The organism is Bordetella genomosp. 4 (genome assembly GCF_002261185.1).
In the GTDB taxonomy this organism is placed as follows: Bacteria; Pseudomonadota; Gammaproteobacteria; order Burkholderiales; family Burkholderiaceae_B; genus Bordetella_A.
Genome location: NZ_NEVQ01000013.1, coordinates 846,478 through 873,043, shown reverse-complemented (window position 1 = coordinate 873,043; position 26,566 = coordinate 846,478). Strand labels below are relative to the sequence as shown.

Sequence of the window (26,566 nt, the reverse complement as noted above, 5' to 3'; positions counted from 1 at the left end):
CCAGGGTTATTTCGGCATCGTCCAAGCAACCGCTCTGAGCATAGGTAATAAAAAAGCCTCCACGTAGGTGGAGGCTTTTTGAATTCCTTGGTGGCGCATCCCTGATTCGAACAGGGGACCTGCGGATTATGATTCCGTCGCTCTAACCGGCTGAGCTAATGCGCCTTTGCATCTGAGGCGGCCAATGATGTCGGCTGAGCCTCTGCTGCAATCTTGCGAAGCGTCGTGCTAAGCAAGAACGAAATTCTAGCACGAAATTTTTTACGGATGCAAATCGAAATGACCTAAAAGAAAAAACTCACCAGCAAAGGTCGTTACAAAGTGGCCAGCCTGGTTTCATTGTTTGGCAATACACTTGCGTCGCCTCAAATTTTCGGAAATAGGTTGATGAAACTCCTCTGTACCTTGGCCGTACTTGCCGGCCTCTTGGGCGGTTGTGCGGTCTATACACCAGACGGCGCCGTGATCGTGGACCCGCACGGTGTGGGCGGTGGCGGCGGCGGTGGATTCTGTCCCCCGGGCCAAGCCAAAAAGGGCAACTGCTGATCGGATAATGTAGGCAGGGTCTTTGCCTACACGTCCCGCGCCAGCCGGATTCCTGAAAACTGCCAACGCGCCTCGGGCGGAAAGAAGTTCCGATAGGTCGCCCGGATATGGCTCGCAGGCGTCACACAAGATCCGCCACGCAGCACATATTGATTGCACATGAACTTGCCGTTGTATTCGCCAACGGCGCCAGCTGGCGGCGCATAGCCCGGATAGGCGTCGTAGGCGCTGCACGTCCATTCCCAGACGTCGCCGAATAGCTGTGCGGGATTGCCGCCGGCAGGGGCGGCAGGCGCCGCGATGGGGCGTAGGTGCCCGCTTTCCAGCAGATTGGCGGCGGCCAGGCTGCGATCGCTCGGTATTTGCTGGGCTGCATGTTCCCACTCTGCCTCTCGGGGCAATCGCACGCGCGCCCAGCGTGCGTAGGCATCGGCTTCGAAATAGCTGACGTGCGCGACTGGCGCCTGCGGGTCGAGGGGGCGCAGCCCATGCAGTGTGTAGATCTGCCAATCGTCCTTTTGTCCTTCCCAATACAGCGGTGCACGCCATTGTTCCGCGCTGACGCGATCCCAGCCTAACGACAGCCAGAGATCGGGGCGCCGATAGCCGCCATCACGAATGAATTCGAGATATTCGCCTTGGGTGACGAGACGGTCGGCCAGATAAAAGGGCGGCAATAGAACGTCATGGGCGGGGCTTTCATTATCAAAGGCGAAGCCGGAGCCTTGATGGCCGACTCGCGTACGGCCACCTTCATACCGCACCCAGCCCGGCGTCGCGCCGCTCGCTCCTGCAACGGCATCGCGCTGCGGCATATAGGCTGGTTGCAGCGGATTCAACGATAGCGCGTGTTTGATATCGGTCAGAATCAATTCCTGGTGCTGCTGTTCGTGATTCAGGCCCAGTTCCACCAGTTGATCAAAGGCGGGATCCGTGCCTGCCATGCGAATGAACAGGTGGCGCATCGCTTCATCGACGACATTGCGATAACGCCAGATGTCGTCCAACGGCGGGCGCGACAGCAGACCGCGCTGGGGGCGCGGATGCCGGGCGCCGATGGCGTTGTAGTACGAATTGAACAGCATCCGGTACTGGGGATGAAAGGCCGTCCGGTCAGGCTGAAAGCGGCTCAGAATAAAGGTCTCGAAAAACCAGGTCGTGTGTGCCAGATGCCATTTGACCGGGCTGCAATCCGGCATGGACTGTATCTGGCAGTCTTCGGGGCTGAGCGGCTCGGCGAGTATGCGGGTCTGCTGGCGTATCTGCTCATAGCGAGCGGCCAGCGCGCGTGTGGGGTCTTGGCGCGTCATCGGATGGGTCAGCAGGCAGGCGGGATCCATGAAAAGAGGCTTCCTGTTCTGTCGCAAGTGGCATGCCCAGGATCAGGCGCGTGCGCTGAATACCGAAAACCATCCGCACGCATCCGACCAATGTTCGACGTATGAAAAGCCAGCTCGCGTCAAGAGATCGCGAAAACCCTCTGGCGTGTATTTGTACGAGTTCTCGGTATGGATGCGTTCGCCTTTGCAAAACGCTCGCTGTCCATGGGGCCAACGAATATCCACGTCGGTCTGGGCTTGCAGGTGCATCTGAATCCGGGCATGGGCTTCGTCGTAATGCGCGACGTGTTGCCATTGCTGTACATCAAAATCACTGCCGAGCCGTTGATTCACGTGGCGTAATAAATTCAGATTGAACGCGGCGGTCAGATGCAGCGCGTCGTCGTAGGCCGGCTCCAGGATGTCGCGCGATTTGACGCGGTCTACGCCTATCAGCAGGCCGCCCTCGTCACAGTATGTCCGGATGCGGGTCAGCAGTGCCAGCGCGTGATCGGGGTCCAGGTTTCCGATGCTGGAGCCAGGATAGAAAAACAATCGACCCGATGGTGGAATGGTATCGGGCAGCCTCAGGTCATGATGAAAATCGTCACCGATCGGAGCGATGTTCAGGTCGCGGTACGTGTTTTTTAAACGCTGTACGGCGCTATGAAGATACTCGACCGAGATATCAATCGGGATATACATTTCAGGACGCAGTGACGGAAACAGCTTTTCCGCCTTGATGCAGTCGCCTGCGCCCAAATCAATCAGTGCTTTGACTTTGCCGACGTGCTGAGCGATGTCTGCGGCATGGTCTCGCAATATCTCAGCTTCGCATCGGGTGGGGTAATACTCGGGCAACTGCGTGATCGCGCTGAACAGACTGGATCCCAGTGCATCGTATAAATACTTCGGTTCGATGTGGGCTGGACGAGCCAGCAATCCCGCCTGCAATGCTTCGATAGCTTGCGGGGGGCCGTGAAAGAGGGGGGCCACATAGTCGGATGGCTCCGTGGCTAGCATGCTGCTGGACTGGAACATGTGGTGGTTCCTTGCAGAGTTGCGTTGCGCGAAGCCTATTGTGGCCTAACCCCCCTTTGCGTTGTCAAGCTCTGCGTGCGCTGGCGCGTCCATTGGCATTTTTGTTTACTGCTGTTTCACACTGTTGTGCGTTGCCCTTCATAAATGGGATAGGGCTGTGCAGGCTTGAGGTACTGTGGTCAGTACCTCAATACCGCGCAGGATGCTTCAGGCATGCATTATGGCGTCGCCGGTGCGGCAGCATTTGGCGTGAGCGCGGCGGGGGCCGTTGTCGCGTTGGTCTGGGCCAAGTGTATGGCGGCCAAGGCTGCCGTCACGTCGTGCGCGGGCTTGAACGAATCTGCGCGCGCCATCGACCAACCCACTCTGAATACCGTGTGGCGGAATTCCCCGCGCAACAGTTCGCCCGGCTCCAGCTCGGGAAATAATGCGGACAGCAGACGAACCTCGCTGGGCGAGATGCGGCGGGCGATGTGATGCGGACGCAACTGGTTCGGATGCGTGAGGCCGGCGGCCTGCAATAGCTCAGCGAGCGCGTGCAGGCTGTTGCGATGAAAATTCGCGGCGCGTTGCGCCTTGTCGGGGACGACGAGGGCGCGTTGGCGTACACGGTCCTGGGTGGTGACGCCGGTCGGGCATTTGTCTGTGTGGCAAGCCTGTGCCTGGATGCAGCCCACGGCGAACATGAAGCCGCGCGCCGCGTTACACCAGTCGGCGCCCATGGCCATCACGCGGGCCATGTCAAATGCGGTGATGATTTTGCCCGAGGCCCCCAGACGGATGCGGTCACGCAGATTGACGCCGATCAAGGTGTTATGCACGATGCGCAGGGCTTCGCGCAGCGGCGTGCCGACGTGATCGACGAACTCAACGGGCGCCGCGCCCGTGCCGCCCTCGGCGCCATCGACGACGATGAAATCCGGCGTGATGCCAGTTTCCAGCATGGCTTTGACGATGGCGAACCATTCCCACGGGTGGCCCATGCAGAACTTGAATCCGACGGGTTTACCGCCCGATAGCGTGCGCAGCCGCGCCACAAAATGCAGCAGGCCGATAGGCGAATCGAACGCACTGTGGCTGGACGGAGAGTTGCAGTCCTGACCGATGGCTACCCCTCGGGCTTCGGCAATTTCTGCGGTGACTTTGGCGCCGGGCAGGATGCCGCCGTGGCCGGGCTTGGCGCCTTGCGACAGCTTGATCTCGATCATCTTGACCTGCGGCGTACAGGCGTTGCGAACAAAGGCTTCTTCGGAAAAGGCGCCGTTCTCGTCACGGCAGCCAAAATAGCCCGAGCCGATGTTCCATACCAATGCGCCGCCTGGCTGACGGTGATAGCGGCTGATGCCGCCTTCGCCGGTATCGTGGGCGAAATTGCCTTGGCGCGCGCCTTCGTTGAGAGCGAGGACAGCGTTGGCCGACAGCGCTCCAAAGCTCATTGCCGAAATATTGAACACCGACATCGAATAGGGCTGCTCGCAATCGGGACCGCCCACGGTGACGCGAAAGTCGGGGTCGTTGATCTGTGCGGGGACCAAGGAATGGTTGATCCATTCGTAGCGGTCGCCGTATACGTCCTCTTGGGTGCCAAAGGGCCGTTTGTCGACATCCTGCTTGGCACGCTGGTAAACGATCGATCGCTGTGCGCGCGAGAAAGGCGCGGCGTGTGTGTCGTCCTCTAAAAAGTACTGGCGGATTTCAGGGCGAATGAATTCGAACAAAAAACGCAGATTGCCCAGTACCGGATAATTGCGCCGGATGGCGTGGCGGGGCTGGATCAGGTCGTAGATACCCAGCAGGGTCAGCAAGGCCAGCGGTATAGCTGCCCAGAGCCAGGCCATGGATATCGTTAGGGCCAGTGCCAGCGTGACAAAGGTGCCCAGCAATACCAGGGTGAATGTTGTGTACCTGCCAATGATCCAGCTCATGCCATGCTCCGGGCGTGCGAATAGTAGGCAACCATAGCAGGGATGGTTGGCTGTCGGCTAGTGCATTGTCACCAATGACTATTGCAGGCGTAAAGCCAGCGCCATCAAGGTGACCAGCAGCACCGGCAGCGTCAGGACAATACCGACTTTGAAGTAATAACCCCAGGTGATACGCAAGCCCTTGCGGGCCAGGACGTGCAGCCAGAGCAGGGTGGCCAGGCTGCCGATCGGGGTGATTTTGGGGCCCAGGTCGGTGCCGATGACGTTGGCGTAGATCATAGCGTCGCGAATCACGCCGGTCGCCGTTGTGTCGGCAATCGCCAGTGCGCCTACCAGCACGGCGGGCAGGTTGTTCAATACCGAGGCCAGAAAGGCGGTGACCAGGCCTGTACCCAGCGAGGCGGCCCAGATGCCATAGTGGCCGAAGACCTCCAGCAATTGCGTCAGGTAGGCCGTCAGGCCTGCGTTGCGCAGTCCGTAGACCACCAGGTACATGCCGAGCGAGAACACCACGATATGCCAGGGCGCTTCGCGCATGACGCGCCGTGTGCCGACAATGTGTTGTTGGCCGGCGACTAATAGCAGTACCAGCGCGCCAACCGCGGCGATGGCGCTGACGGGGATGCCCAGCGGCTCCAGGATGAAAAATCCTGTCAGCAGCAATACCAGGACCGCCATGCCGACGCGAAAGGTGATGTGGTCGCGGATGGCCGACTGCGGAGGCGGGATTTGCGCGACGTTGTAGCGCGCCGGAATCTGTTTGCGGAAATAGAGGAACAAGATCGCCAGCGATGCCGCGACAGCTGCAAAGTTGACCGGCACCATGACCGATGCATATTGACCGAAGCCGATGCCGAAAAAGTCGGCCGATACGATATTGACCAGATTCGACACGACAAGAGGGGTGCTGGCCGTGTCGGCGATAAAGCCTGCCGCCATGACAAAGGCCAGTGTCGCGCCCAATCCAAAACCCAATGCCAGCAGCATTTCCATGACGATGGGGGTCAGGATCAGGGCGGCGCCGTCGTTGGCAAATAACGCAGAGACGGCAGCGCCCAGCAGCACGATCAACGCAAACAGCCAGTGGCCGCGCCCGCCGCCCCAGCGGGCGACATGCAGTGCAGCCCATTTAAAGAAACCCGCGGCATCGAGGATGATGCTGGTGATGATGATGGCGATAAAGGTGGCTGTTGCGTTCCACACGATGTGCCAGACGGCGACCACGTCGTTCGGTTGAACGACGCCCGTCAGCAGCGCGACCACGGCGCCTGCTGAGGCGCTCCAGCCGATGTTCAGGCCTCGAGGCTGCCAGATGACCAGGATCAGCGTGGCAATGAAAATGATGGCGGGCAGCAACATGATGAGCGGGTGATCAGAAGGGCGAATTATCAGGAAAACGCGGTGTGGGGGTGCGTGTGATGCTTTAGGTGATGAGGCGATGCGTTCTATGCATGCTGGAGTGCCTTAATACAGAGCTTGTTTGCTGATCCACGCCACCAATAATGAAACGGTGATCACGGATAGTATGGTCGACAGCAAGATCGCGCGCGAAGTCGCCCGGGCGTCGCGGCCGTAGAGTTGAGCCAGCATGAAGGGCCCGGTTCCTATGGGCAGGGCGCTCATGAGTACCGCGCTCCAGGCCCATAGTGGCGGCACGGGAAAGGCCCAAAAGACAAAAATAGCCGTCGCGGCGGGCTGCAGCAGCAGCTTGCCGGCGACGAGTTTGCCGACCGAGTCGCGCTCGCCGCCGGGCCTTGCCTGGGCCAGGAACAGACCGATCGTCACTAATGCGCAGGGGCTGGCCGATGCGCCCAATAATTCGACATAGCGATCAATGCCCAGGGGCAGCGTCAGGCCCGATAAGGACCAGGCCAGCCCGGCCAGAGGGGAAATCAGCAGGGGATTACGGATCAGCGCGCGGGCGACTTTCAACAGTGTGGTTCCCAGCCTGCGGTCGCGGTGTTGATCAAATTCGATCAAGGCAATGGCAACGCCAAACAGGACGCAGGCCGTCATCAGGGTGCAGATGATGGCGGGCGCCAGACTGGCTGGCCCCAGCAATGCCAGGCATAACGGGATGCCCATATACCCGGCGTTGGCGTATGAGGCAGCCAGGCCGTGGATGCTGAGATCGGTCAGGCGGACGTCATGCCGGCGCGAGACCAAACAAGTGATTGCAAAGGTAATGGCGATGCCACCAGCCACCGACACCACGAAATGCCAGGACATGAGACTCAAGTCGGCCTGAGCCATGGCGCGAAACAGCAGCGCGGGCAGCGACAGGTAGGCGACGTAGCGATTGAGCGCGTCGGTTGCTGCCGGGCCGAGTACGCCGCAGCGGGCCGCCAGCCAGCCTGTCAGGATGAGGGCGAATACCGGCAAAGCGGCGGTGACAACGGCGTCCATGGTGCAGGGCGGAAGGAAAGAGCGGACATTCTACTGTGGCTTTATCATTAGCCATGCGGCGGTGTGTACGCCGGGTATCTGTTTTATGAGCAACGCAGGAGAACGTCATGCCTAAACCCCTTCCTGTCCGTATCGTCTTGGGAACCTGGGACCGTCTGCGTGATGATGCGTATCTCGTTCGCCACGAGGTCTTTGTGGTCGAGCAGGCAGTGCCGGTCGAGGTCGAGTTGGACGACGATGATCCCTTGTCTGTGCATGCCGTGGCCTACGGGCCTGACAATGTGCCGGTCGCGACGGGCCGTTTGTTGCCTGATGGGCACATAGGCCGGATGGCGGTGCGCAAGTCGGCCCGAGGGACGGGAGTGGGCAGCCAGGTGCTGGACGCCCTGATTACCCAAGGGCACGGCGATGGGCATCGGATGCTGCTGTTGCACGCACAGACTCATGCCCGTGGGTTTTATGAGGCACACGGCTTTACCGCCGACGGCGAGGAATTCATTGAGGCAGGTATCGCGCACGTTGCCATGACCCGCGCTCTGGGCAACTGAAAAAGAAAAACCCCGATGCGGTTAAGCAATCGGGGTTTTTTCGGCGCACCGCGAAGGTAAGTCGCAGTGTAGTAATTGGTGCCCAGGAGAGGACTCGAACCTCCACACCTTGCGGCACATGGACCTGAACCATGCGCGTCTACCAATTCCGCCACCTGGGCGCTGTTGTTCTGGCACACTGTTGTCAGTGCGTTTGAACATCAGAGGACGCGCATTATGCACACTTTTTTTGAAGTGTGCAAATGGGGCGGCAAAATAATGTGAAAATTGCCGCCCTTAACGGACAGGGCCTGCGTGGTCATGGGTTCAGCCTGGAAGTCAGGCGAGGGTATCGATTTTGATGGCGGTGAATGAAATTGGCGGGAACGGATATGCAGGCGGCGGCGCGGACGATGCGTCGGCGAATAAGCGGCCCAAGTGCGAGCGTTGTCGGCGGCCGCTGACGCATTGTTTGTGCGCGCTGATTCCCTCTTTGGATAGCCGTACGCGTGTGCTGGTGCTGCAGCATCCGGATGAATCCCGCCATGCGCTGAATACCGCCCGGTTGGCGGTGTTGGGCTTGCGTAACGCGGCGCTGCATGTGGGGCGGCAGTTTGATGCGGCGCTTTGGAGCGCGGGGGAGTACGAACCCTGCTTGCTGTTTCCGGGTGAGGGCGCGCGGGTCTTGGTTCGAGGGGTTGCTGTCCTGGGGGGCGAGGTCGAGACGGCAGCTGGAGGTACAGCAACTCCAGATGCGGCTGTCGATGTGGGAATCGTTGATGCGCACGCTGCCGCCGTAGAGCCCATTGGACCGGGCTCTCGCCTCGGCGCAGCGGCGCGGCCTCTTTTATTGGTGGTGCCTGATGGAACCTGGCGGCACGCGCGCCATTTGCTGGCGACGCATTCCGATCTGGCGGCGTTGCCACGAGTGACCTTGCCAGACGGCATGACGACGCGATACCGGGTGCGTTATGCCGGAGAGGCGACGGCCCTGTCCACCATTGAGGCGATTGCCGCCGCGCTGGATGTATTAGAGGCGCCGCAATCGTTTGCAGCATTGTTGGCGCCGTTCGAGGCCTTGGTCGCTGCGCAGATCGCCGCCATGGGGGCCGAGCGTTATGAGCGGCATCACGTGAGGCGGGTGGGCAGCCGTCGGGAGCGCACAAAAACAAACCCCCGGGAACCATAAGGCTGCCGGGGGCATGCGACGATCGAATCGTCTGAATTCCGTGGTGCCCAGGAGAGGACTCGAACCTCCACACCTTGCGGCACATGGACCTGAACCATGCGCGTCTACCAATTCCGCCACCTGGGCACTGTGCAAAAATCTACGGGTTTGTGTGATACGCTTCGAAGAAATAGAGACGTATCAGCAGTTCCCAGGCCAATTAGTGTTTTAAACTTTAAATCACCGCTTGGTTTTTGCTACAGTGATCAGCCTAGGGCAGACCACAGAAGCAAAAGATTATATACAGGATTTTAAACTTTGGCAAAACGATCGAATAAAGACTCCAATAACAATAACAACGGCAGATCCGGATCCGTCTTGCCCGAAACCCCTCCAGACTTTGATCCCGATGTGCCGAGCCGAGAGACCATTCTCAAGGCGCTGCGCTCGGCCGGGGCACCCCTGTCGCCGACGGAGCTGGCCGAACGCATGGGCGTCGAACGGCCGGCCACGCTGGTGGGATTCGAGCGCCGCCTGAATGCCATGGAGCGCGACGGTCAGCTCATGCCCAATCGCAAAGGCGTGTTGCTGCTGGCCACCAAGCTCGATTTCGTGGCGGGCAAAGTGCAAGGGCACCGCGACGGCTTCGGGTTCTTGTTGCGCGACGATGGCGGGCAGGATCTGTTTTTGTCGCCGCGCGAAATGCTCAAGGTCCTGCACGGCGACCGTGTGCTGGTCAAGCCGTCGGGCGAGTACCGGGGCAAGCCCGAAGGCGTGATCGTCGAGGTCATCGAACGCCGCACTAATAAGCTGGTGGGGCGTTTCCTGCATGAGCATGGTCTGTCGATTGTGGTGCCGGAAGACCAGCGCATCAAGCACGACATCCTGATCCCGCCTGGCGATACCAACGGCGCTCAGCACGGGCAGGTCGTGTCGGTAGAGATCATGGAGCAGCCCACGCGCCATACGCAGCCGCTGGGCCGCGTATTCGAAGTGCTGGGCGAGATTGACGATCCCGGCATGGAAATCGAGATCGCGGTGCGCAAGTTCGACGTGCCGGTGGACTTTTCCGAGGCAGCCGCCAAGCAGGCTGCACGTTTGCCGGACGTGGTGCGCAAGTCCGACCTGAAAGATCGGTTCGATTTGCGCGACGTGCCGCTGATCACCATCGACGGCGAGGATGCGCGGGATTTTGACGATGCCGTGTACTGTGAACCAGTCGAACTGGGCACCGGCCAGCGCAAGCGTCCCGGTTGGCGTTTGCTGGTGGCGATTGCCGATGTCAGCCACTATGTGACGCCCAACGACGCGTTGGACGATGATGCGCTCGAGCGCGGCACCAGTGTGTATTTCCCGCGCCGAGTCATTCCCATGTTGCCCGAGTCGTTGTCCAACGGCTTGTGTTCGCTGAATCCGAACGTGGACCGATTGGTGTTGGTCTGCGATATGGTGATCCCTGCGACGGGCGCCAAGGCAGGTACGATTTCGGCCTATCAGTTTTACAACGCCGTCATCCATTCCCATGCGCGCACGACCTATACCCAGATCTGGGAGGCTCTGCAGCAGCCTGGCGGCCCGGTTGCCAACAGCCTGAGCGCGGTGATGCCGCACGTGCGCCATCTGCACGAGTTGTACCTGTTGCTGGTACAGCAGCGGAAAAAGCGCGGCGCTATCGATTTCGATACCGTCGAAACCAAGATCGTCTGCAACGAACTGGGGCGCATCGAACAGATCGTGGGGTTGGTGCGTAACGACGCCCACAAGCTCATCGAGGAATGCATGCTGGCCGCCAATACCTGCGCGGCAGATTTCATGACTCGCAGCAAGCATCCGGGCCTGTATCGGATCCACGAGGGCCCGACGCCCGAGCGTCTGACATCGTTGCGTGAGTTCCTGCGCACGATGGGCCTGTCACTGGGCGGGGGCGATGCGCCGACGGCCAAGGACTACGGCGAGTTTCTGGATTCGGTGCGCGGCCGTCCTGACTTTCAGCTGTTGCAGACCATGTGTCTGCGATCGATGCAGCAGGCGATTTACAGTCCGGATAATGTCGGCCATTTTGGGTTGGCGTATCCGGGTTATAGCCACTTTACGTCGCCGATCAGACGTTATCCCGACTTGTTGACGCATCGCGTTATCAAGGCGCTGCTGGCAGGCAAGCGCTATGTGCCGGGTCTGGAAGACCAGCCGCTGGTCATAGGGCGGACTCAACGCGAGCACGAACACGCCACCTGGGAAAAGCTGGGCTTGCTGTTGTCTGCCAGCGAACGCCGTGCCGATGAGGCCTCGCGCGATGTCGAGGCGTGGCTCAAGTGCTGGTTCGTCAAAGAGCGCGTGGGCGAGGACTTCAGCGGCACAGTGACGGGTGTTGCTAGCTTCGGCATATTCGTCACGCTGGACACGCTGCACGTTGAGGGGCTGGTGCACGTGTCCGAGCTGGGCGGCGAGTATTTCCAGTTCAACGAAGCGTTGCACGAGCTGCGGGGCGAGCGTACGGGCCTGCGATATCGTTTGACGGACAAGGTCCAGGTCCAGGTCTCGCGCGTTGACCTGGAGGCGCGCCGTATCGAGTTCCGCCTGGTCAAGGGCACGAGCTTTGATGCATTGCGCAAGGCCGCTTCGCGTAATCCGGACGAGCCGCGCAAAATCAAAAAGGCGGCGGCCCCCAAGCCTGCGGCCTTGAAAGGGCAGACCGCCAAGCAGCGGCGCGCTCAGGCGAAAAAAGAGGCCAAACCCGCTGCGCCGGCGAAAAAGCGTTCCGCCGTCAAAAAGGCACCGGCGCGCGGGCGTCGTTGAGCTGTGCCGTAGGCCCCGTTCGTGGGGCCTGCGCGCCGGCAGCATCTATCTCTCCGTATGCATGTGATGCGCCACGGCCTCGCGGACTCGCGAGGCCTCGTTGGCCGGCCAGTTGCGCACGCTGGCGGGCCACGCAGTAACATGACGGTTGCGCCGGGGGATGCATGGGCATCCGGCTCGGCGGGCGGGTGCATTGGCGCCGGCTTTTCTTTACGCATATAAGGTGAATATTCATGGCGTCAGCCCAAGTCCTGGCGGGGTTTCATGCGGTGGTGGCGCGACTGCGGCACGCACCGGAGTCCGTCAAAGAGATCTACGTCGAGGCCTCGCGCCGCGACAAACGCATGCAAGGGCTTATCGAGCAAGCCGAACGCGCGGGGCGGCGCGTGCATCCGGTGACAATGGAGCGGCTGGATGGTCTGGCGCGCGGGACGCGCCACCAGGGTGTGGTTGCGCTGGCCGAGGAACGGCTCTTGGCGGTGGATGTCGACGAGGTCTTGGATACCATCGAAGGTCCCGCGCTGTTGTTGGTGTTGGACGGGGTGACTGATCCGCACAATCTTGGCGCATGTCTGCGCACGGCCGATGCGGCAGGCGTGCACGCGGTGATCGCGCCGCGGGATCGCGCGGTCGGGCTCAATAGCACGGTGCAGCGCGTGGCGTGCGGTGCGGCGGATACGGTGCCTTACATCACGGTGACGAATCTGGCGCGGACCTTGCGCGCGTTGAAAGAGCGTGATGTCTGGGTGGTTGGCACGGACGATCAGGCGAGCGAAAGCCTCCACGCTGTCGACGCTCGCCGGTCCATGGCGTGGGTGATGGGGGCCGAAGGCGAGGGGATGCGCCGCCTGACGCGCGAGACCTGCGATCAATTGGTGACGATTCCGATGCTGGGCTCTGTCGAGAGCCTGAACGTCAGTGTGGCTAGCGCCGTGTGTTTGTACGAGTCCGTACGGCAGCGGCAGGCGTAAACTTCCATCGTAACGCGCAAGGAGACTATCAAGCATTCCCGGTCCCTTGCTCCCCCGCGGGCCCAATTGATTCGAGCCCGGTCCCGCGTGCCGTCATCCGCCATTTACTTTTCTCAGTCATTCATCATGCATAAGAACGGCTTTACTACTACGATTCTTCATTCTGATCGTCGCCTGTCCGTCGAGCACGGCGCTGTGCATAAGCCTATCCATACCTCGTCCGAGTTCGCCTACGCCGATGCGCGCGAACTGGCGGCGGTGTTTCAGGGCAAGGCAGGCTTTACGTATGGCCGCCAAGGCACGCCGACGACGACTGCGCTGGAAGCGAAAATCACCCAAATGGAAGGCGGCGCAGCAACGGTCTCGTTCGCAACGGGGATGGCTTCGCTGGCGGCGGTGTTTTCGACTTTGTTGCGCAAGGGCGATCATCTGTTGTCCAGCCAGTATGTGTTCGGCAACACGAACAGTCTGTTGGGCACCTTGATTGAGTTGGGGGTCGAGGTTACCTACGTGGATCCTACCGATCTGGATCAGGTGCGTGCGGCCTTGCAGCCCAATACGCGTATGGTGTTTACCGAGACGATTGCCAATCCGGGCACCCAGTTGGCAGATCTGGCGGGTATCGGCGAACTGTGCCGCGAGCGTAATCTTGTTTATGTGATCGACAATACCTTGACCTCGCCCTGGCTGTTCCAAGGCCGTTCGGCCGGCGCATCACTGGTGATGAACTCGCTGTCCAAATACATCAGCGGCCATGGCGACGCGCTCGGCGGGGCGATCACGGACACGGGCCTCTACGACTGGGCAAGCTATCCCAACATCTATGACAGCTACCGTAAAGGGCCGTCCACCGGCTGGGGGCTGTTGCAGGTCAAAAAGAAGGGCCTGCGCGATATGGGCGGCACGCTGTCGGCTGATTCCGCGCATCGCATCGCCATCGGCGCCGAGACCTTGGCGTTGCGTATGGCGGCGCATTGCAGCAATGCGTTGGCCTTGGCGCAAATGCTCGACGCCCATCCCGGCGTGACAAAGGTGCATTACCCCGGCTTGCCTACGCACCCGCAGCATGAGCGTGCAGCGGCATTGTTTGGCGGCCGATTCGGCGGGCTATTGGGCATAGAGCTGGCCGACGGAATCGATTGCTTTGATTTCCTGAATCACTTGCAGATCGTGCTCAATGCTACCCATTTGGGTGATACTCGCAGTCTGGCGCTGCCGGCCGCGCATACGATTTATTATGAAATGGGTCCGGAGCGTCGTGCCCAGATGGGTATTGCGGACAGTCTGATCCGGGTGTCCGTCGGGATCGAGGATCAGGCGGATCTGCTGCACGATTTTGATCAGGCTTTGCAGGCTTGCATGGGTTGAGGCTGATGTACCCGACCGGCGCATCATGGATTTGCAGCGTCTTGCGGGATTGTTGCGGAAATGCGCGCAGATTGGGTGCATATTACGAAAACACCTGGAAGCCAGTATCCACGCGGCTTACAGCGGAGTCTTTCCCCTTGACGTCGCCACAACGAGGGGCCTAATATGTTCCTGCGTCGCTGATGTCTTAGCACTTTCTCTGGTGCGAAAGACATCCGCGACGTAGCAATTTTGCCGTTGCGTTTGGCAGGGCACTGGGATATGCGCAGTGCCCGAGAAGCATATCTACCTCCGTTTGCTGGCACCTTGCTTGTTCCCGGTGTCGGCGCGCATCCGACAGAACCAACACCTTGAGGGGTAAACCTGAATGAACAAAACCGAACTCATCGATCATATCGCCAGCAAGGCCGATATCTCCAAAGCTGCCGCCGGCCGTTCGCTTGATGCCCTGATCGGTGCCGTAAAAACCACGCTCAAAAAGGGCGGCACAGTGACGTTGGTTGGCTTTGGCACGTTTGCTGTGTCGGCGCGCGCTGCTCGCACGGGCCGTAACCCTCGCACTGGCGAGACCATCAAGATCAAAAAGGCCAAAGTGCCGAAATTCCGTCCGGGCAAAGCCCTGAAGGATGCCGTCAACTAATCGACGGTCGCGATCGCGCGGCGAGCAACATCGCCGCAAAACACGAAAGCCCTTGGAAGCAGCGCGCTGCGCTGAATATTCAAGGGCTTTTGTGTTTGTGGACGGGGCAGGGCAGCCCGGCAAATAAAAAAGCTCCCACGCTGCGCCTTCGGCTTGCTGCCCCCCGAGAGGGCGTTTTTTGTCTTGGGGCGGCCCGGCAACAAAAAAGGCACCTGGAATAATCCGGTGCCTTTTTTCACATCCAGCCACCGTGGCTGGGTGTTTTATTCGGGGGACTGGTGGGTGCTACAGGGGTCGAACCTGTGACCTACGCCTTGTAAGGGCGCCGCTCTACCAACTGAGCTAAGCACCCCCGAGTGCTGCGTGATGTCGTGCATCACGTTCAACGAGGACGGCAGTATACCGGAGCAAAACGAGTTCGGCAAATGCAGTACGGCGTTGATCATGATGCATGACATTGACGGGCATTACATGCCGGGCATCGGGTGCATCATGTTGGCGTTCATGTTGTGCAGCACCCAGATCGAGCCTACCACGATGATCGCGATCACGAACACGGCGAAGATGAAAGCCGACAGATTGTCGCGCTGGGACTTCGAGGTGCCCATGTGCAGGAAGAACACCAATTGCACCAGCAACTGTGCCACACACAGCACGATGATGCCGGGCAGGATGATGCCGCGCGGGACGCCTTCGACCATGAGCAGACCGAACGAGCCCAGGGTCAGGATAATGGACAGGATGAAGCCTACGATGTAGGACTTCAGCGAGCCGTGATCGGCGCTGTCGTGGCCGTGATCACCGTGACCATGGCCTGCAGTAGAGGTCGTGTGGTGCGACATTAGATCGCTCCCATGAGGTAGATGAAGGTAAAGACGCAGATCCAGACGATGTCCAGGAAGTGCCAGAACAGGCTCAGGCACGCCAGACGACGTTTGTTGATCGAGTCCAGGCCGTGGCGGCGAACCATGTCGATCATGATGATGATCCAGATCAGGCCGAACGTGACGTGCAGCCCGTGGGTGCCGACCAGCGTAAAGAATGCCGACAGGAAGGCGCTGCGATCAGGACCAGCGCCGATGTGGATCAGGTGATGGAACTCATAGATTTCCATTCCGATAAAGCCTGCGCCGAACAGGAACGTCACCATGAGCCAGCCGATCACGCGGCCTTTGTTGCCGGCGTGCATGTTCAGCATGGCTATGCCGAAGGTGAAGCTGCTGATCAGCAGCAGCATGGTTTCGACCAGTACGAACGGCAGTTCGAACAGCTCTTTGCCGGTGGGGCCACCGGCGGTGGCGTTGGATAGTACGGCGAACGTGGCGAACAGGACGGCGAAGATGAGCAAATCGCTCATCAGATAGATCCAGAATCCGACTACGGTCTTGGATCCATCGTCGTGATGCTCGTCATGGTGTCCGGCGTGAGCGCCGGACCCGTGGGGGAGGTGTGTTGCAGCGTGAGTCATGACTCAGACGGCCTTTTGAATAGAAGCAAGATGGGCGGAGTCGATGCGCTCGACTTCTTTTGCGGGCACGTAGTAGTCCACGTCGCGGTCATAGGCGCGCACGATGAACGAGCCGATCATGCCGACGAAGCCCACGATGGCCAGCCACCAGATGTGCCAGACCAGGGCGAAGGTCATTACCAGGCCAAAGAGACCGATGAACACGCCCGCACCAGTATTGCGTGGCATATGGATGTCTTCGTATCGGGCCGGACGGGCATAGGCCGTGCCGTTTTCCTTGTCTTCCCAGTGTTGATCCAGATGGTCGACCTTGGGCAGGTGGGCAAAGTTGTAGAACGGTGCCGGCGAAGCGATCGACCATTCCAGCGTGCGGCCGCCCCAGGGATCACCGGTGGTGTCCAGGTTTTTCTTGCGGTCGCGGATGCTGACGAAGATCTGCAGCAGGATGAAGCCAATGCCAGCGGCCACGAAGCAGGCGCCGATGAAGGCTACGATCAGATAAGGCTGCCAGGTCGGGTCGTCGTAGTGGTTGATACGGCGCGTCATGCCTTTCAGGCCCAGGATGTACAGGGGCATGAAAGCCAGGTAGAAGCCGATGAACCAGCACCAGAACGAGTATTTGCCCAGACGCTCATTGAGCTTGAAGCCAAAGGCCTTGGGGAACCAGTAGGTCATGGCGGCGATACAACCGAACACCACGCCACCGATGATCACGTTGTGGAAGTGAGCAATCAGGAACAAGCTGTTGTGCAACACGAACGACACGCCGGGGATGGCCATCAGCACGCCGGTCATGCCGCCGATCACGAAGGTGACCATGAAGCCGATCGTCCAGAGCACAGGGGTGGTCATTTCGACGCGGCCGCGGTACATCGTGAACAGCCAGTTGAAAATCTTGACCCCGGTCGGGACCGAAATGATCATCGTGGCGATACCGAAGAACGTGTTGACGTTGGCCCCGGCGCCCATGGTGAAGAAGTGGTGCAGCCACACCATGAACGAGAGCACACCGATGGCGGCCGTGGCGTAAACCATGGACTTGTAGCCAAACAGAGGCTTTTTCGAGTAGGTGGCGATGATTTCCGAGAACGCGCCAAAGCACGGCAGGATCAGGATGTAAACCTCGGGGTGGCCCCAGATCCAGATCAGGTTCACGTACATCATGACGTTGCCGCCGAGATCGTTCGTGAAGAAATGCATGTCCAGATAGCGGTCAGCCGACAGCAGGGCCAACGTACCGGCCAGTACCGGGAAGGCGGCCACGATCAGGATGTTGGTCACCAGCGCGGTCCAGGTGAAGACCGGCATTTTCATGAGCGTCATGCCCGGCGTACGCATACGCAGGATGGTGACGATGAAGTTGATGCCGCTCAGCGTGGTGCCTACCCCCGATATCTGGAGCGCCCAGATATAGTAGTCGACCCCGACGCCGGGGCTGCCCTCCAGGCCCGAGAGCGGCGGATAAGCCAGCCAGCCAGTCGCGGCGAATTCGCCCACGAACAGCGACAGCATCATCAGCACGACACCGACACAGAACAGCCAGAAGCTCAGCGAGTTCAGGAACGGGTAGGCCACGTCGCGCGCACCGATTTGCAGCGGCACGACGACGTTCATCAGGCCTGTGATGAAGGGCATCGCCATGAAGAAAATCATGATGACGCCGTGAGCCGTGAAGATCTGGTCGTAATGGTGGGGAGGAAGGAATCCGACTGCGTCGGCAGCTGCGACAGCCTGCTGGCCACGCATCATGATGGCGTCGGCAAAGCCGCGCAAGAGCATGATCAGCGCAACGATGATGTACATGACACCAATGCGTTTGTGATCGACGCTGGTGAACCATTCGGTCCACAGGTACTTCCATTTACCGAAATAGGTAATCGCGCCCAATAGCGCAACGCCGCCCAGTATCACGGCAGCCATCGTCACCATGACGATGGGCTCGTGAAAAGGAATGGCCTCTAGTGTGAGTTTGCCGAACATCAGTTGTTTCCTGCGATCAAATTCTTCGACGTGGGCGTGCAGCTAGCCGGATCCAGGCCAGCTATCTTGCTCATCGTGTTGTGCATGATGTTGTCGAACATGCCCGTCGGTGCGCTGGAGTAGTACGTGACAGGGTTATGTTCGCTGGGCTGAACCAGGGCTTGATACGACTCGGGCGTCAACGGGTTGTTGGCGGCCTTGGCTTTGTTGATCCAGTCCTGGAATCCCTCGTTGCTGGTCGCGATGGCGCGGAAACGCATGCCGGAGAAGCCGGCGCCGCTGTAGTTGGCCGAGATGCCGGCGTAGTCGCCAGCCTCGCGGGCGATCAGATGGAGCTTGGTTTCCATGCCGGCCATCGAGTAGATCTGGCTACCCAATTGCGGAATGAAGAACGAGTTCATCAACGACGACGAGGTGATGCGGAAATTCACGGGCGTATCGACCGGGAACGCAATCTGGTTGACAGTCGCAATGTCGTAGTCGGGGTAGATGAACAGCCATTTCCAATCCAGCGACACGACGTCGATGTTGATCGGCTTTACCGAGGACTCGATGGGTTTGTAGGGGTCCAGCGCGTGCGTCGACTTGTAGGTCAACACGCCCAGAATCGCCACGATGATGCAGGGGATGGTCCAGACGACCACTTCGATACGCGTCGAGTGCGACCAGCGCGGCATGTACACCGCTTTGGCATTGCTCGCTCGGTATTTCCAGGCGAAATACAGCGTCATGATGATGACAGGCACCACGATGAGGAGCATGAGCCCCAAAGAGGTGAGAAGCAGCGTTTTTTCCTGGGCGCCGATGTCTCCCTTGGGCGACAGCACTTCCATTGTGCAGCCGCTGAGCAGCATGAGCGCACCAATACCGAGCGTGCGCCCGACGGTGGTGAAGTGGGGGTGTTTCACGTACAACCTTGAGGGTTAATTGCCGAAGCCGGCAAGAATGCACAACGCGTCTTGTTAGGACGCAAAGATGCGGTGAAGCCGCAATGCTAGCCGTTTGTTGCGGCGCAAACCTGCGACGAAAGGTCGCATCGCGGGAAAAGCGCGGGCATTGTAAACGGCAGTAACGCCATTGGGACAAGGTATTTGTGCGAAGCAGCAGGGGTGCGACAATGTGTCGCATCGAAATTTAGGGGTGGCGCCGAATCCGATCCGATCCGTTGAATGGGGGTGAATTGACGGAGGGGATGCTGCGGCCGCGTGAGCTGCCAACTGATGCGGCTGAAAGGTATCTAGAAAAATCAATCCAGGACGAGATCCCGCTCGGGGCCGGGCTTTTTGGCGAGCTTGCGTTGCAACGAGCGACGATGCATGCCCAGCAGCCGGGCGGCGGCAGATACATTGCCGCTGCACTCGTGCAGTGCCTGCTGGATGTGTTCCCATTCCAGGCGGTGCAGAGGCGTCATGGTGGTTTCGATGGCGGCCGATTCGGCCTTTACCAGACCCAGGGCGCGCAAGATCATCGGGGCGGTGGCGGGCTTGGGCAGGTAATCGTCCGCGCCGCGCTTGATGGCCTCGACCGCAGTCGCCACGCTGGCGTAGCCGGTGACCAGCAAAATGCGCATGTCGGGACGCAAGGCGCGCAGCGGCCGGATCAGCGTGAGCCCGGAGTCCTCGCCCAGGCGCAGATCGACCAGCGCGAAAGCGGGCAGGGTTTCTTCGGCCACGCGCAAGGCCTCGGCAATGCTGGTGGCGACGCGGGTGTCCAGGTGGTGCCGCGTCAGGCTGCGCTGCAAGGTGCGCACATAGAGTTCATCGTCGTCGATCAATAGGCCGACATCAGAGGCATTCATAGTTGAGTTCCGGTGCCACGCGTCGCGAGTGGCGTCAGAGGCAAGTGAAAACGGATGCGGGTGCCGCCGCCCTCGGCGGGGGCCATCGTCATGTCGCCGCCGAGCTGTTCTACGGTGGCATGCGACAGGGCCAGCCCGACGCCGAGTCCGCCCGGTTTTTCGCTATTGAATAAGCTGGTGGCGGGCAGCAGCGAATGGTCGGGATCGAAGCCGTGGCCGTGATCGCGCACCTCGCCTTCGAGGGCGCCGTCGCGATACTCCAGATGCAGGTCGACCCGCGAATTACCCGCGGTTTCGCCGGCATCGGCGGCATTATTGAGTAGAGCTTGTATCAGATGCGAAATCGAGGGCTCCACCCGTAGCGCAGCGGGCAGCTCGCCCGTTCGGTGCAAGTCGATAGTCGGGCGCACAAGACGCCATTGGCTGACTTCGCGCACGAGATCGACCTCGGTGGGGACGGCCAGATTGCGGATGCGCTCGCGGCACAGCGCCAGCAGTTGGCCGAGCAGCTCGGCGTCGGCGCGCAGATCATCCGTGTCGACTTCGGCGGCGATCTCGTCGGCCAACAAGGTCATGGTGGCCAACGGCGTATTGAGCTCGTGCGCCATGGCGGCGGCATGGGTGGCCAGCGCGACGATGCCCTCATTGCGGGTGAAACGCTCGCGCAACGCTGCCAGCTCGCGTTCCCGGCTGCGCAGATCGGCCGCCAGGCGCGTGGAAAAATACAGAACCACCATGGCCGAGATCAGGAAGCTGGCGGCAATGCCCGAGACGATGAGTGCGTAAGGATTATGGTGACCCTCTAGCGGCCGTCCCAACAGGCCCGAAACGAGATAGCCGATCAGGCAAGCCATCGCTGCGGCCAAGGCCCAACTGCGCGGCAACGCCAGGGCGGCCAGCGCGATCAGGATCAGGAACATCAGCCCGAAAGGGTTATGGATGCCGCCGCTCCAACCCACCATCCAGCCCAGGACGATGATGTCGACGAGCAGGTGGGCGAAGGCGACAGCGGGGGAGATCTCGCCGCGGCTGTGCAGCACTCGCAGCGTGGCATACAGGTTGAATGCCACCAGAATGCCGATACCGCTCCAGAGGGCAACCAGGGGGAGTTCCAGATCCAGCAATTCGCTGGCGACGAGCACCGTCGTGGCCTGGCCAGCGATGGCCAGCCAACGTAGTGTGCATAGAGAGCGCAGGAACGAATTGGCGGAACTACCAGGCATAACAAAATTCAGGGCCAAGCGTAGGCGCGAACGCCAGGCGCGGGGGCTCTGGAGAGGCAAGGACCTGCAGTGATGGGGCAAAGCAGGGGCGACGCCCTGGGATAGGCAAGCAGACCCTATTGTATTGCGATTCGATGCGCACTGCTGCGCTGCAATGAGGGACGGTTGCCGGCCACTTGCTGGCGCAAGCATACTGGCGGCTGTGGCATCGAGTGGGATTGCCGTAGAGTCTGGCCCGGAGTGTTTCATGACTGTCGAATCAAATCATCCTCAAATAACGATCACGTATTGCACGCAGTGCCAGTGGCTATTACGGGCGGGGTGGATGGCGCAGGAACTGCTGTCTACGTTCGGCACCGATCTGGGATCGGTGGCCTTGGTGCCAGGCACCGGCGGTGTTTTCCGTATTCATTACGATGGCGACCTCATCTGGGACCGCACGGTGGACGGAGGGTTCCCGGACGCCAAAATATTGAAACAACGTGTACGCGACCGCCTCGATCCCCAGAGGGATTTGGGGCATATCGATCGGTAGAAATAGCGGTGCGCCCCGGGCGTGGAGCGGTTGCTTGCTATAGGGCAGAGCGGTAGCGGGCACCGGTACAGGAGCATTTCACCGTTTGTGATGGTGATGGTGCTGGTGGTGTGCACTGGCTATTTGCCGCTGAGCCCGGCCCTCTGGCTGGAGCGCTGCTTTTTGCATAGAAGCGTGTGCGAATCATTCGCATTTAAGATATCATGTCGGACTTGGAATTTGCCGGTTCTGGCGTTTCCGGCGTGGTGCCGGTTGCGTGGCCGGACGACACTTCGACGTTTTTTGGCTGATTCATGCCTCGTCTTCAACACGGTTGGTCTTCTGGTCCACAATCCTCTGCTGCTTTGCGTATAGGCGCCGGTCTCACGGTGCTGGCAGTGCATTTGGCGGTAGTCGGAGCGATTTACTGGATGCCCGACGAAACTCCGCCCGAACTGCTGGAACCCGAAGCGGTGATGGTCAGCGTCATTGAAGCGCCGGTGCCTGAAATTGCAAAGGCCGAACCCACGGTTGAGCCGCAACCGGAACCGCCGCCAGAGCCCGAGGTGGAACCGCCGCCGCCCGAGCCGGAACCGGAGATTGAGCCGGAGCCAGAGCCTGAGCCCGTGGTCGAGCCCGAGCCCGAGCCCGAGCCGGTCATCGAAAAGCCTGTGGAGCCTGCTCCCAAGCCGAAACCTAAACCGAAGCCTAAGCCCAAACCTAAACCCAAGGTCGAAAAACCGGTCGAAAAACCAACGCCGCCCAAGCCTACGCCGCCGTCCGAGGCCCCGCCTACCGGTACGCCCGAAGGAGCCAAGGTGACGCAGGCTCCGGTGCAGGGGCCGCCGCCGGATGAGCCGATTCTGGTGTCCAGCGTCGAGTATGCAGGGCGTCGTCCGATGCCGAACTACCCGACGATGTCCAAACGCTTTCGTGAAGAAGGGCGGGTCGTGATCTTGGTCGAGATCAACACCATCGGTGTCGTGGAAAAGGCAACGGTGGATAAAAGCTCGGGCTTTGATCGTTTAGACGAGTCTGCTCTGGCAGCGGCGCGTAAAGCACGCTTTAAACCTCTGATGCGCAATGGCGTGCCGTATCCCGCCAAGGCCAAATTACCGTTCGATTTCGTACTAAGGAACTGAGATGTCTAACGCTATGCATAATGCCATCCTGGTGGCGCAGGCAAGCACCACGCCGACGGCGCCCGCGGCCTCTGGCGCCGCGGCGGCTGCAGGCTCTGTCGCTCCCGCTGCTTCGGGCCTTGCGCCCGCCGCAGGCGCCGTGGCGCCTGCCGCTTCCGGCGCCGCTCCTGCTGTGCCTGGCGCGCAACAAGCCGCCGATGCGCTGCATCAGGCAGGCCCCGCCCTGTCGCAGGCAGGCGACACGTTGCAGCAGGCCGCTGGCGCGTTGCCCCCCATGCCCACGGTACCGGACATGGGTTTCCTGCATTTTGTCGCGCAGAGCGATTTTGTCGGCAAGAGCTTGTTCGCCATCCTGATCATCATGTCGCTGGTGACGTGGTATCTGATCCTGGTGAAGTGCGTCAGCAATGTGCGCATGCGCCGCCGTTCGGCCGATTTTCTGAACAAGTTCTGGAATTCCAGTTCGCTGGAACAGGTCGAGAACGAGATCGTGACGCATGGTGCGCGTGATCCGTTCTCGCATTTGGCCAGCCATGCCATGCATGCGCAGGCTCACCACGCCAAATTCGGTGCGACCAAGCTCGAAGAGTCAGGCGCGAATGGCGAGTTTGTGACGCGCACGATGCGTAAAGTCATCGACGAAGAGACCGCCAAGCTCGAAAACGGCTTGACGGTATTGGCCTCGGTCGGCTCGACGGCGCCGTTTGTCGGTTTGTTCGGCACGGTGTGGGGGGTGTACCACGCGCTGGTCGGTATCGGCCTGGCCGACGGAGTGACGATCAACCGTATTGCCGGCCCCGTGGGCGAGGCGCTGATCATGACCGGCCTGGGTCTGGCGGTCGCTATCCCGGCAGTGTTGGCCTATAACGCATTTGTACGTAATAACCGCGTGTTCCTGTCGCGTCTGGACGCGTTTGCGCATGATTTGTTTGCCTTCCTGAGCACGGGCCAGCAGGTGGAGTTGTCTGATGGCAAAGTGCGCGCGCTGCGCCGTCATGGCCAGGGCGGGAACGGCCGAGGAGCGGAATAATGGCTTTTGGCAGCTTTGACAGTAAAGGTCCGGGCAGCCACGCGGTGTCGGAAATCAACATGGTGCCGCTGATCGACGTCATGTTGGTGCTGCTGGTGATTTTCATCATCACGGCACCGTTGATGGCGCACTCGGTGCGCATCAATATGCCGCAGGTCAGCTCCGAGCCGATCGACCAGGAACCCAAAAGCGTGGACCTGGCGATCGATCCCGCCGGGGCGTTGTTCTGGGACGATAAGCCCGTGGCGATGGATGATTTGCCCAACCGTTTCTATACGATGGCGCAGACCAAGCCGCAACCCGAACTGCGCATTCGCGCTGACCTGAACACGCGCTACGAGACCTTGGCCAAGGTCATGGCGGCGGCGCGCCGCTCGGGCTTGTCGCGAATAGGCTTTATCACTACACCGGCGGCTCAGGGCGGCGCCCCAGGCAGTGCTGCACCAGGCGGTGCACCTGCTGGCGCTGGAACGCCGTCTAGCGGATCGCCCGCACCGTCTGCCGCCCCTGCGGCACCGGCGCCCGCCGCGGCACAGTAAACCGCTGCCGACTCGGCATGACACACGCTGTGATGGTCATGCCCAAAACGTGCCAGACTCACCAGGTCTGGCACGTTGCGTTTCAGCGCCTTGTCAGCGCGGCAGCGAGCTCGCATGTCCCGTATCGGCATCTGGGCATAACTGTCACAAGTGTGACGCAGTGCATTTCAGCGCCTTGGCATATCATGTCGCGGATTTGGCGCTTGATTTACAGCGTTTTCGCAGCGCCTGTCTCAATCCTTAACTGCGGCAGATACGGCCGGGCGCCTCACGGCGAATTTCTTCTAAACCATACTTCGCGCTAGAATTCCGCCATGCGAGTACTTGTAATCGAAGACGACATGACCCTGGGCCACGCGCTCCAGGAGTTTTTGGCCGACCAGGGTTATGCGGTCGATTGGCTAACCGACGGAGACAAGGTGCTGGGCGCCTTGGCCGGGCAGACCTACGATCTGCTTTTACTCGACTTGAATCTGCCGGGCCGCAGCGGGCTGGATGTGCTGCGGCAACTGCGCCAGGACGGCAACCAGGTTCCCGTGTTGATCGTGACAGCCCGCGATGGTCTGGACGATCGCGTGGCGGGACTGGATGCCGGGGCGGATGACTACGTGACCAAGCCCTTTGATTTGCCTGAGCTGGCCGCACGCGTACGTGTTTTCGGCCGCCGCCGCTCGGGCCAGGCACAGCCGTTGATCGAGGCGGGCCCGCTCAGTTTCGATACGGTCGGGCGCGAGGTTCGCGCCAATGGTCAGCGTTTATCCTTATCGGTGCGTGAGCTTTCCGTGCTGGAAATGCTGATGGCGCGCGCGGGACGCGTGGTGACCAAGCGCCAGATCGTCAATTCTCTGTCGGCCTGGGACGCAGACTTCAGCGAAAACGCGGTCGAGGTCTACGTCTACCGTTTGCGCAAGCGCCTCGAAGGCACGGGCGCCAGTATCCAGACGGTACGGGGTTTCGGCTATATGCTGGAAACGCAAGCAGCGTGAATACCCATCGCAGGTCCGCGCACGCTGTGCCCCGACCTGCGTCTTCCACTATGCTGGATTCACATTCCTCTATTTCGGACGCGTCTGCGACCGGGCGTTGGCGTTTTTCGCGCGGCTCGTTGGCGCGCTATCTGGTCAAACGGCTGCTACCGCCCATTCTGGTGCTGGTGGCGCTGGATTTGCTGGCCACCTGGGTCATCAGCCATAAATTCGATATGGCCGGCTGGATGCTGGAGGATTTCTTCTGGGTCATGGTCCTGGGCCAGGCGGTACTGGTGGGGGTCTTCGCCGCCGTGATCGTGCAGGGTGTGCGATCCGGGTTGCGTTCGGTCAATCATCTATCCGAAGAAATCCGTCAGCGATCTATCGATGATATGCAGCCGCTGGAGGTTGCGGGCGTGCCAGACGAGATCGCGCCTTTGGTGACGCACACCAATGATCTGTTGTTGCGTCTGGATGCTTCATTGGCCGCGCAGCGCCGGTTCATCGGCCATGCCGCGCATCAACTGCGTACGCCGTTGAGCGGGCTGCGCATGGAATCCGAGCTGATGTTGGCGCGTCCGCTACCGGACGATGTGCGGGCGCGTGCCGAACGCATCAAAGCTGTCAGCGACCGCATGATCCGGCTCGGGCAGCAACTGCTGGTATTGGCGCGATCGGATCCGAACGCGCGTCCGCAGGACAGTTTTGTCCGCATCGACCTGTGTGAATGGGTACGGGTGAGCGGTGCGGAATGGATACCGCATGCCCATGCGGCACATTTTGATATTGACCTGGTGGCGCCGGATCATCCTGTCTGGATCGATGGCGATCCATTGCTGCTGGATGAGCTGCTGGGCAACCTGATCGACAATGCCGTGCGCTATGGCAATGGCATTGGCCGTATTACGCTGACAGTCAGCGAGAATCCGCCAACACTGATTGTCGAGGACGACGGCCCTGGGATCCCTGGCGAAGAACGCGAGCGCGTGTTCGAGGCGTTTTATCGTTCGCCAGGCTCTACTGCCGGCGGCTCGGGATTGGGGCTGGCCATCGTGCGCGAGATTGCGCATGCCCATGGCGCGTGGTGGAAACTGACCAGCCGGCCCGAATATCCTGGCACGCGCTTGTCTGTGGCTTTCCCCGGCCCTCGCAAGGGGGCGCAATTGACCCGTCAGGATCGTACTGTTTGACTCACTG

Annotated in this window: 25 protein-coding genes and 4 tRNA genes; 13 read left to right on the top strand and 16 right to left on the bottom strand. The window is 60.4% G+C overall.

The features are described 5' to 3' along the window. Nucleotides 1-88: 88 nt before the first annotated feature. Nucleotides 89-165: transfer RNA gene (locus CAL20_RS14240), tRNA-Met, on the bottom strand. A gap of 222 nt (nt 166-387) precedes the next feature. Here CAL20_RS14240 and CAL20_RS25630 point away from each other — a divergent pair. After that, a complete protein-coding gene (locus tag CAL20_RS25630; protein ID WP_094821778.1) occupies nt 388-546 on the top strand; it encodes a hypothetical protein in 159 nt (52 codons plus the stop codon). A gap of 26 nt (nt 547-572) precedes the next feature. Here the strand turns inward: CAL20_RS25630 and egtB are convergent, their stop codons facing one another. The 5 genes from egtB to CAL20_RS14210 all read right to left on the bottom strand — a co-directional run bounded on the left by egtB (nt 573) and on the right by CAL20_RS14210 (nt 7,237). Next, on the bottom strand, nt 573-1,886 hold the full coding sequence (egtB, locus tag CAL20_RS14230; protein ID WP_094821777.1) for an ergothioneine biosynthesis protein EgtB: 1,314 nt from the start codon (nt 1,884-1,886) through the stop codon (nt 573-575). A 42-nt stretch (nt 1,887-1,928) separates the two neighbouring features. Further along, the gene (gene egtD, locus CAL20_RS14225; protein WP_256981554.1) at nt 1,929-2,888 is read right to left on the bottom strand and encodes an L-histidine N(alpha)-methyltransferase; all 960 of its coding nucleotides are present in this window, start codon (nt 2,886-2,888) and stop codon (nt 1,929-1,931) included. A 236-nt stretch (nt 2,889-3,124) separates the two neighbouring features. Continuing rightward, entirely contained in the window at nt 3,125-4,831 is a 1,707-nt protein-coding gene (locus tag CAL20_RS14220) for an FMN-binding glutamate synthase family protein (RefSeq protein WP_094838167.1), read from the bottom strand. 78 nt (nt 4,832-4,909) lie between these two features. Further along, complete coding sequence (locus tag CAL20_RS14215; RefSeq protein WP_094838166.1) at nt 4,910-6,190, bottom strand: arsenic transporter; 1,281 nt, start codon at nt 6,188-6,190, stop codon at nt 4,910-4,912. 105 nt (nt 6,191-6,295) lie between these two features. Continuing rightward, nucleotides 6,296-7,237 (bottom strand): AEC family transporter, encoded by a 942-nt coding sequence (locus tag CAL20_RS14210; protein WP_094838165.1) that lies wholly within the window; start codon nt 7,235-7,237, stop codon nt 6,296-6,298. A 107-nt stretch (nt 7,238-7,344) separates the two neighbouring features. Between CAL20_RS14210 and CAL20_RS14205 the strand changes: the two genes are divergently transcribed. Then, nucleotides 7,345-7,785 (top strand): GNAT family N-acetyltransferase, encoded by a 441-nt coding sequence (locus tag CAL20_RS14205; RefSeq protein WP_094838164.1) that lies wholly within the window; start codon nt 7,345-7,347, stop codon nt 7,783-7,785. Nucleotides 7,786-7,861: 76 nt separating this feature from the next. Here CAL20_RS14205 and CAL20_RS14200 read toward each other — a convergent pair. Further along, nucleotides 7,862-7,946, bottom strand: a tRNA-Leu gene (locus CAL20_RS14200). A gap of 194 nt (nt 7,947-8,140) precedes the next feature. Between CAL20_RS14200 and CAL20_RS14195 the strand changes: the two genes are divergently transcribed. Beyond that, nucleotides 8,141-8,953 (top strand): tRNA-uridine aminocarboxypropyltransferase, encoded by an 813-nt coding sequence (locus tag CAL20_RS14195; protein ID WP_256981552.1) that lies wholly within the window; start codon nt 8,141-8,143, stop codon nt 8,951-8,953. A gap of 41 nt (nt 8,954-8,994) precedes the next feature. On the opposite strand, the gene CAL20_RS14190 is transcribed toward CAL20_RS14195, so the two are convergent. Beyond that, a tRNA-Leu gene (locus CAL20_RS14190) sits at nt 8,995-9,079 on the bottom strand. 171 nt (nt 9,080-9,250) lie between these two features. On the opposite strand from CAL20_RS14190, the gene rnr reads away from it, so the two are divergent. The 4 genes from rnr to CAL20_RS14170 all read left to right on the top strand — a co-directional run bounded on the left by rnr (nt 9,251) and on the right by CAL20_RS14170 (nt 14,707). After that, nucleotides 9,251-11,728 carry a ribonuclease R gene (rnr, locus tag CAL20_RS14185; protein WP_094838162.1) on the top strand — a complete coding sequence of 826 codons (2,478 nt, stop codon included), beginning with the start codon at nt 9,251-9,253 and terminating at the stop codon, nt 11,726-11,728. A gap of 233 nt (nt 11,729-11,961) precedes the next feature. After that, entirely contained in the window at nt 11,962-12,699 is a 738-nt protein-coding gene (gene rlmB, locus CAL20_RS14180) for a 23S rRNA (guanosine(2251)-2'-O)-methyltransferase RlmB (RefSeq protein ID WP_094821769.1), read from the top strand. A gap of 126 nt (nt 12,700-12,825) precedes the next feature. Beyond that, nucleotides 12,826-14,067, top strand: a complete 1,242-nt coding sequence (locus tag CAL20_RS14175) for a cystathionine gamma-synthase family protein (protein WP_094822112.1) — start codon at nt 12,826-12,828, stop codon at nt 14,065-14,067. A 367-nt stretch (nt 14,068-14,434) separates the two neighbouring features. Then, nucleotides 14,435-14,707, top strand: a complete 273-nt coding sequence (locus CAL20_RS14170; RefSeq protein WP_003812968.1) for an HU family DNA-binding protein — start codon at nt 14,435-14,437, stop codon at nt 14,705-14,707. Here CAL20_RS14170 and CAL20_RS14165 read toward each other — a convergent pair. From CAL20_RS14165 to CAL20_RS14130, 8 genes are all read right to left on the bottom strand, one after another. Beyond that, nucleotides 14,704-14,946: a hypothetical protein gene (locus tag CAL20_RS14165; RefSeq protein ID WP_094838161.1), complete on the bottom strand. Its 243-nt coding sequence runs from the start codon at nt 14,944-14,946 to the stop codon at nt 14,704-14,706. The two genes, CAL20_RS14170 and CAL20_RS14165, sit on opposite strands and share 4 nt — an antisense overlap. Before the next feature lie 37 nt (nt 14,947-14,983). Further along, nucleotides 14,984-15,059, bottom strand: a tRNA-Val gene (locus CAL20_RS14160). Nucleotides 15,060-15,174: 115 nt separating this feature from the next. After that, on the bottom strand, nt 15,175-15,549 hold the full coding sequence (gene cyoD, locus CAL20_RS14155; RefSeq protein ID WP_094821767.1) for a cytochrome o ubiquinol oxidase subunit IV: 375 nt from the start codon (nt 15,547-15,549) through the stop codon (nt 15,175-15,177). Next, nucleotides 15,549-16,175, bottom strand: coding sequence for a cytochrome o ubiquinol oxidase subunit III (cyoC, locus tag CAL20_RS14150; RefSeq protein WP_094838160.1), 627 nt, complete (start codon nt 16,173-16,175; stop codon nt 15,549-15,551). The genes cyoD and cyoC overlap by 1 nt, the downstream gene beginning before the upstream one ends. A gap of 3 nt (nt 16,176-16,178) precedes the next feature. Further along, entirely contained in the window at nt 16,179-18,155 is a 1,977-nt protein-coding gene (gene cyoB, locus CAL20_RS14145) for a cytochrome o ubiquinol oxidase subunit I (protein ID WP_094821765.1), read from the bottom strand. Beyond that, nucleotides 18,155-19,063: a ubiquinol oxidase subunit II gene (gene cyoA, locus CAL20_RS14140; RefSeq protein WP_094821764.1), complete on the bottom strand. Its 909-nt coding sequence runs from the start codon at nt 19,061-19,063 to the stop codon at nt 18,155-18,157. The genes cyoB and cyoA overlap by 1 nt, the downstream gene beginning before the upstream one ends. Before the next feature lie 338 nt (nt 19,064-19,401). Then, the gene (locus CAL20_RS14135; RefSeq protein ID WP_094821763.1) at nt 19,402-19,953 is read right to left on the bottom strand and encodes a response regulator transcription factor; all 552 of its coding nucleotides are present in this window, start codon (nt 19,951-19,953) and stop codon (nt 19,402-19,404) included. Beyond that, nucleotides 19,950-21,176 carry an ATP-binding protein gene (locus CAL20_RS14130; protein WP_094838159.1) on the bottom strand — a complete coding sequence of 409 codons (1,227 nt, stop codon included), beginning with the start codon at nt 21,174-21,176 and terminating at the stop codon, nt 19,950-19,952. Before CAL20_RS14130 ends, CAL20_RS14135 begins: the two co-directional genes overlap by 4 nt. A gap of 247 nt (nt 21,177-21,423) precedes the next feature. Here CAL20_RS14130 and CAL20_RS14125 point away from each other — a divergent pair, with 247 nt between their 5' ends. The 6 genes from CAL20_RS14125 (at nt 21,424) to CAL20_RS14100 (ending at nt 26,559) form a co-directional block, all read left to right on the top strand. Continuing rightward, nucleotides 21,424-21,711, top strand: coding sequence for a SelT/SelW/SelH family protein (locus CAL20_RS14125; RefSeq protein WP_094821761.1), 288 nt, complete (start codon nt 21,424-21,426; stop codon nt 21,709-21,711). Nucleotides 21,712-22,004: 293 nt separating this feature from the next. Beyond that, the gene (locus CAL20_RS14120; protein ID WP_094821760.1) at nt 22,005-22,832 is read left to right on the top strand and encodes an energy transducer TonB; all 828 of its coding nucleotides are present in this window, start codon (nt 22,005-22,007) and stop codon (nt 22,830-22,832) included. Between the two features lies 1 nt (nt 22,833). Further along, on the top strand, nt 22,834-23,862 hold the full coding sequence (locus CAL20_RS14115) for a MotA/TolQ/ExbB proton channel family protein (RefSeq protein ID WP_094821759.1): 1,029 nt from the start codon (nt 22,834-22,836) through the stop codon (nt 23,860-23,862). Next, nucleotides 23,862-24,401 carry an ExbD/TolR family protein gene (locus CAL20_RS14110; RefSeq protein WP_094821758.1) on the top strand — a complete coding sequence of 180 codons (540 nt, stop codon included), beginning with the start codon at nt 23,862-23,864 and terminating at the stop codon, nt 24,399-24,401. The genes CAL20_RS14115 and CAL20_RS14110 overlap by 1 nt, the downstream gene beginning before the upstream one ends. 314 nt (nt 24,402-24,715) lie before the next feature. After that, entirely contained in the window at nt 24,716-25,387 is a 672-nt protein-coding gene (locus tag CAL20_RS14105) for a response regulator transcription factor (RefSeq protein WP_094821757.1), read from the top strand. Between the two features lie 50 nt (nt 25,388-25,437). Further along, on the top strand, nt 25,438-26,559 hold the full coding sequence (locus CAL20_RS14100; protein ID WP_094838158.1) for an ATP-binding protein: 1,122 nt from the start codon (nt 25,438-25,440) through the stop codon (nt 26,557-26,559). Nucleotides 26,560-26,566 lie beyond the last annotated feature (7 nt).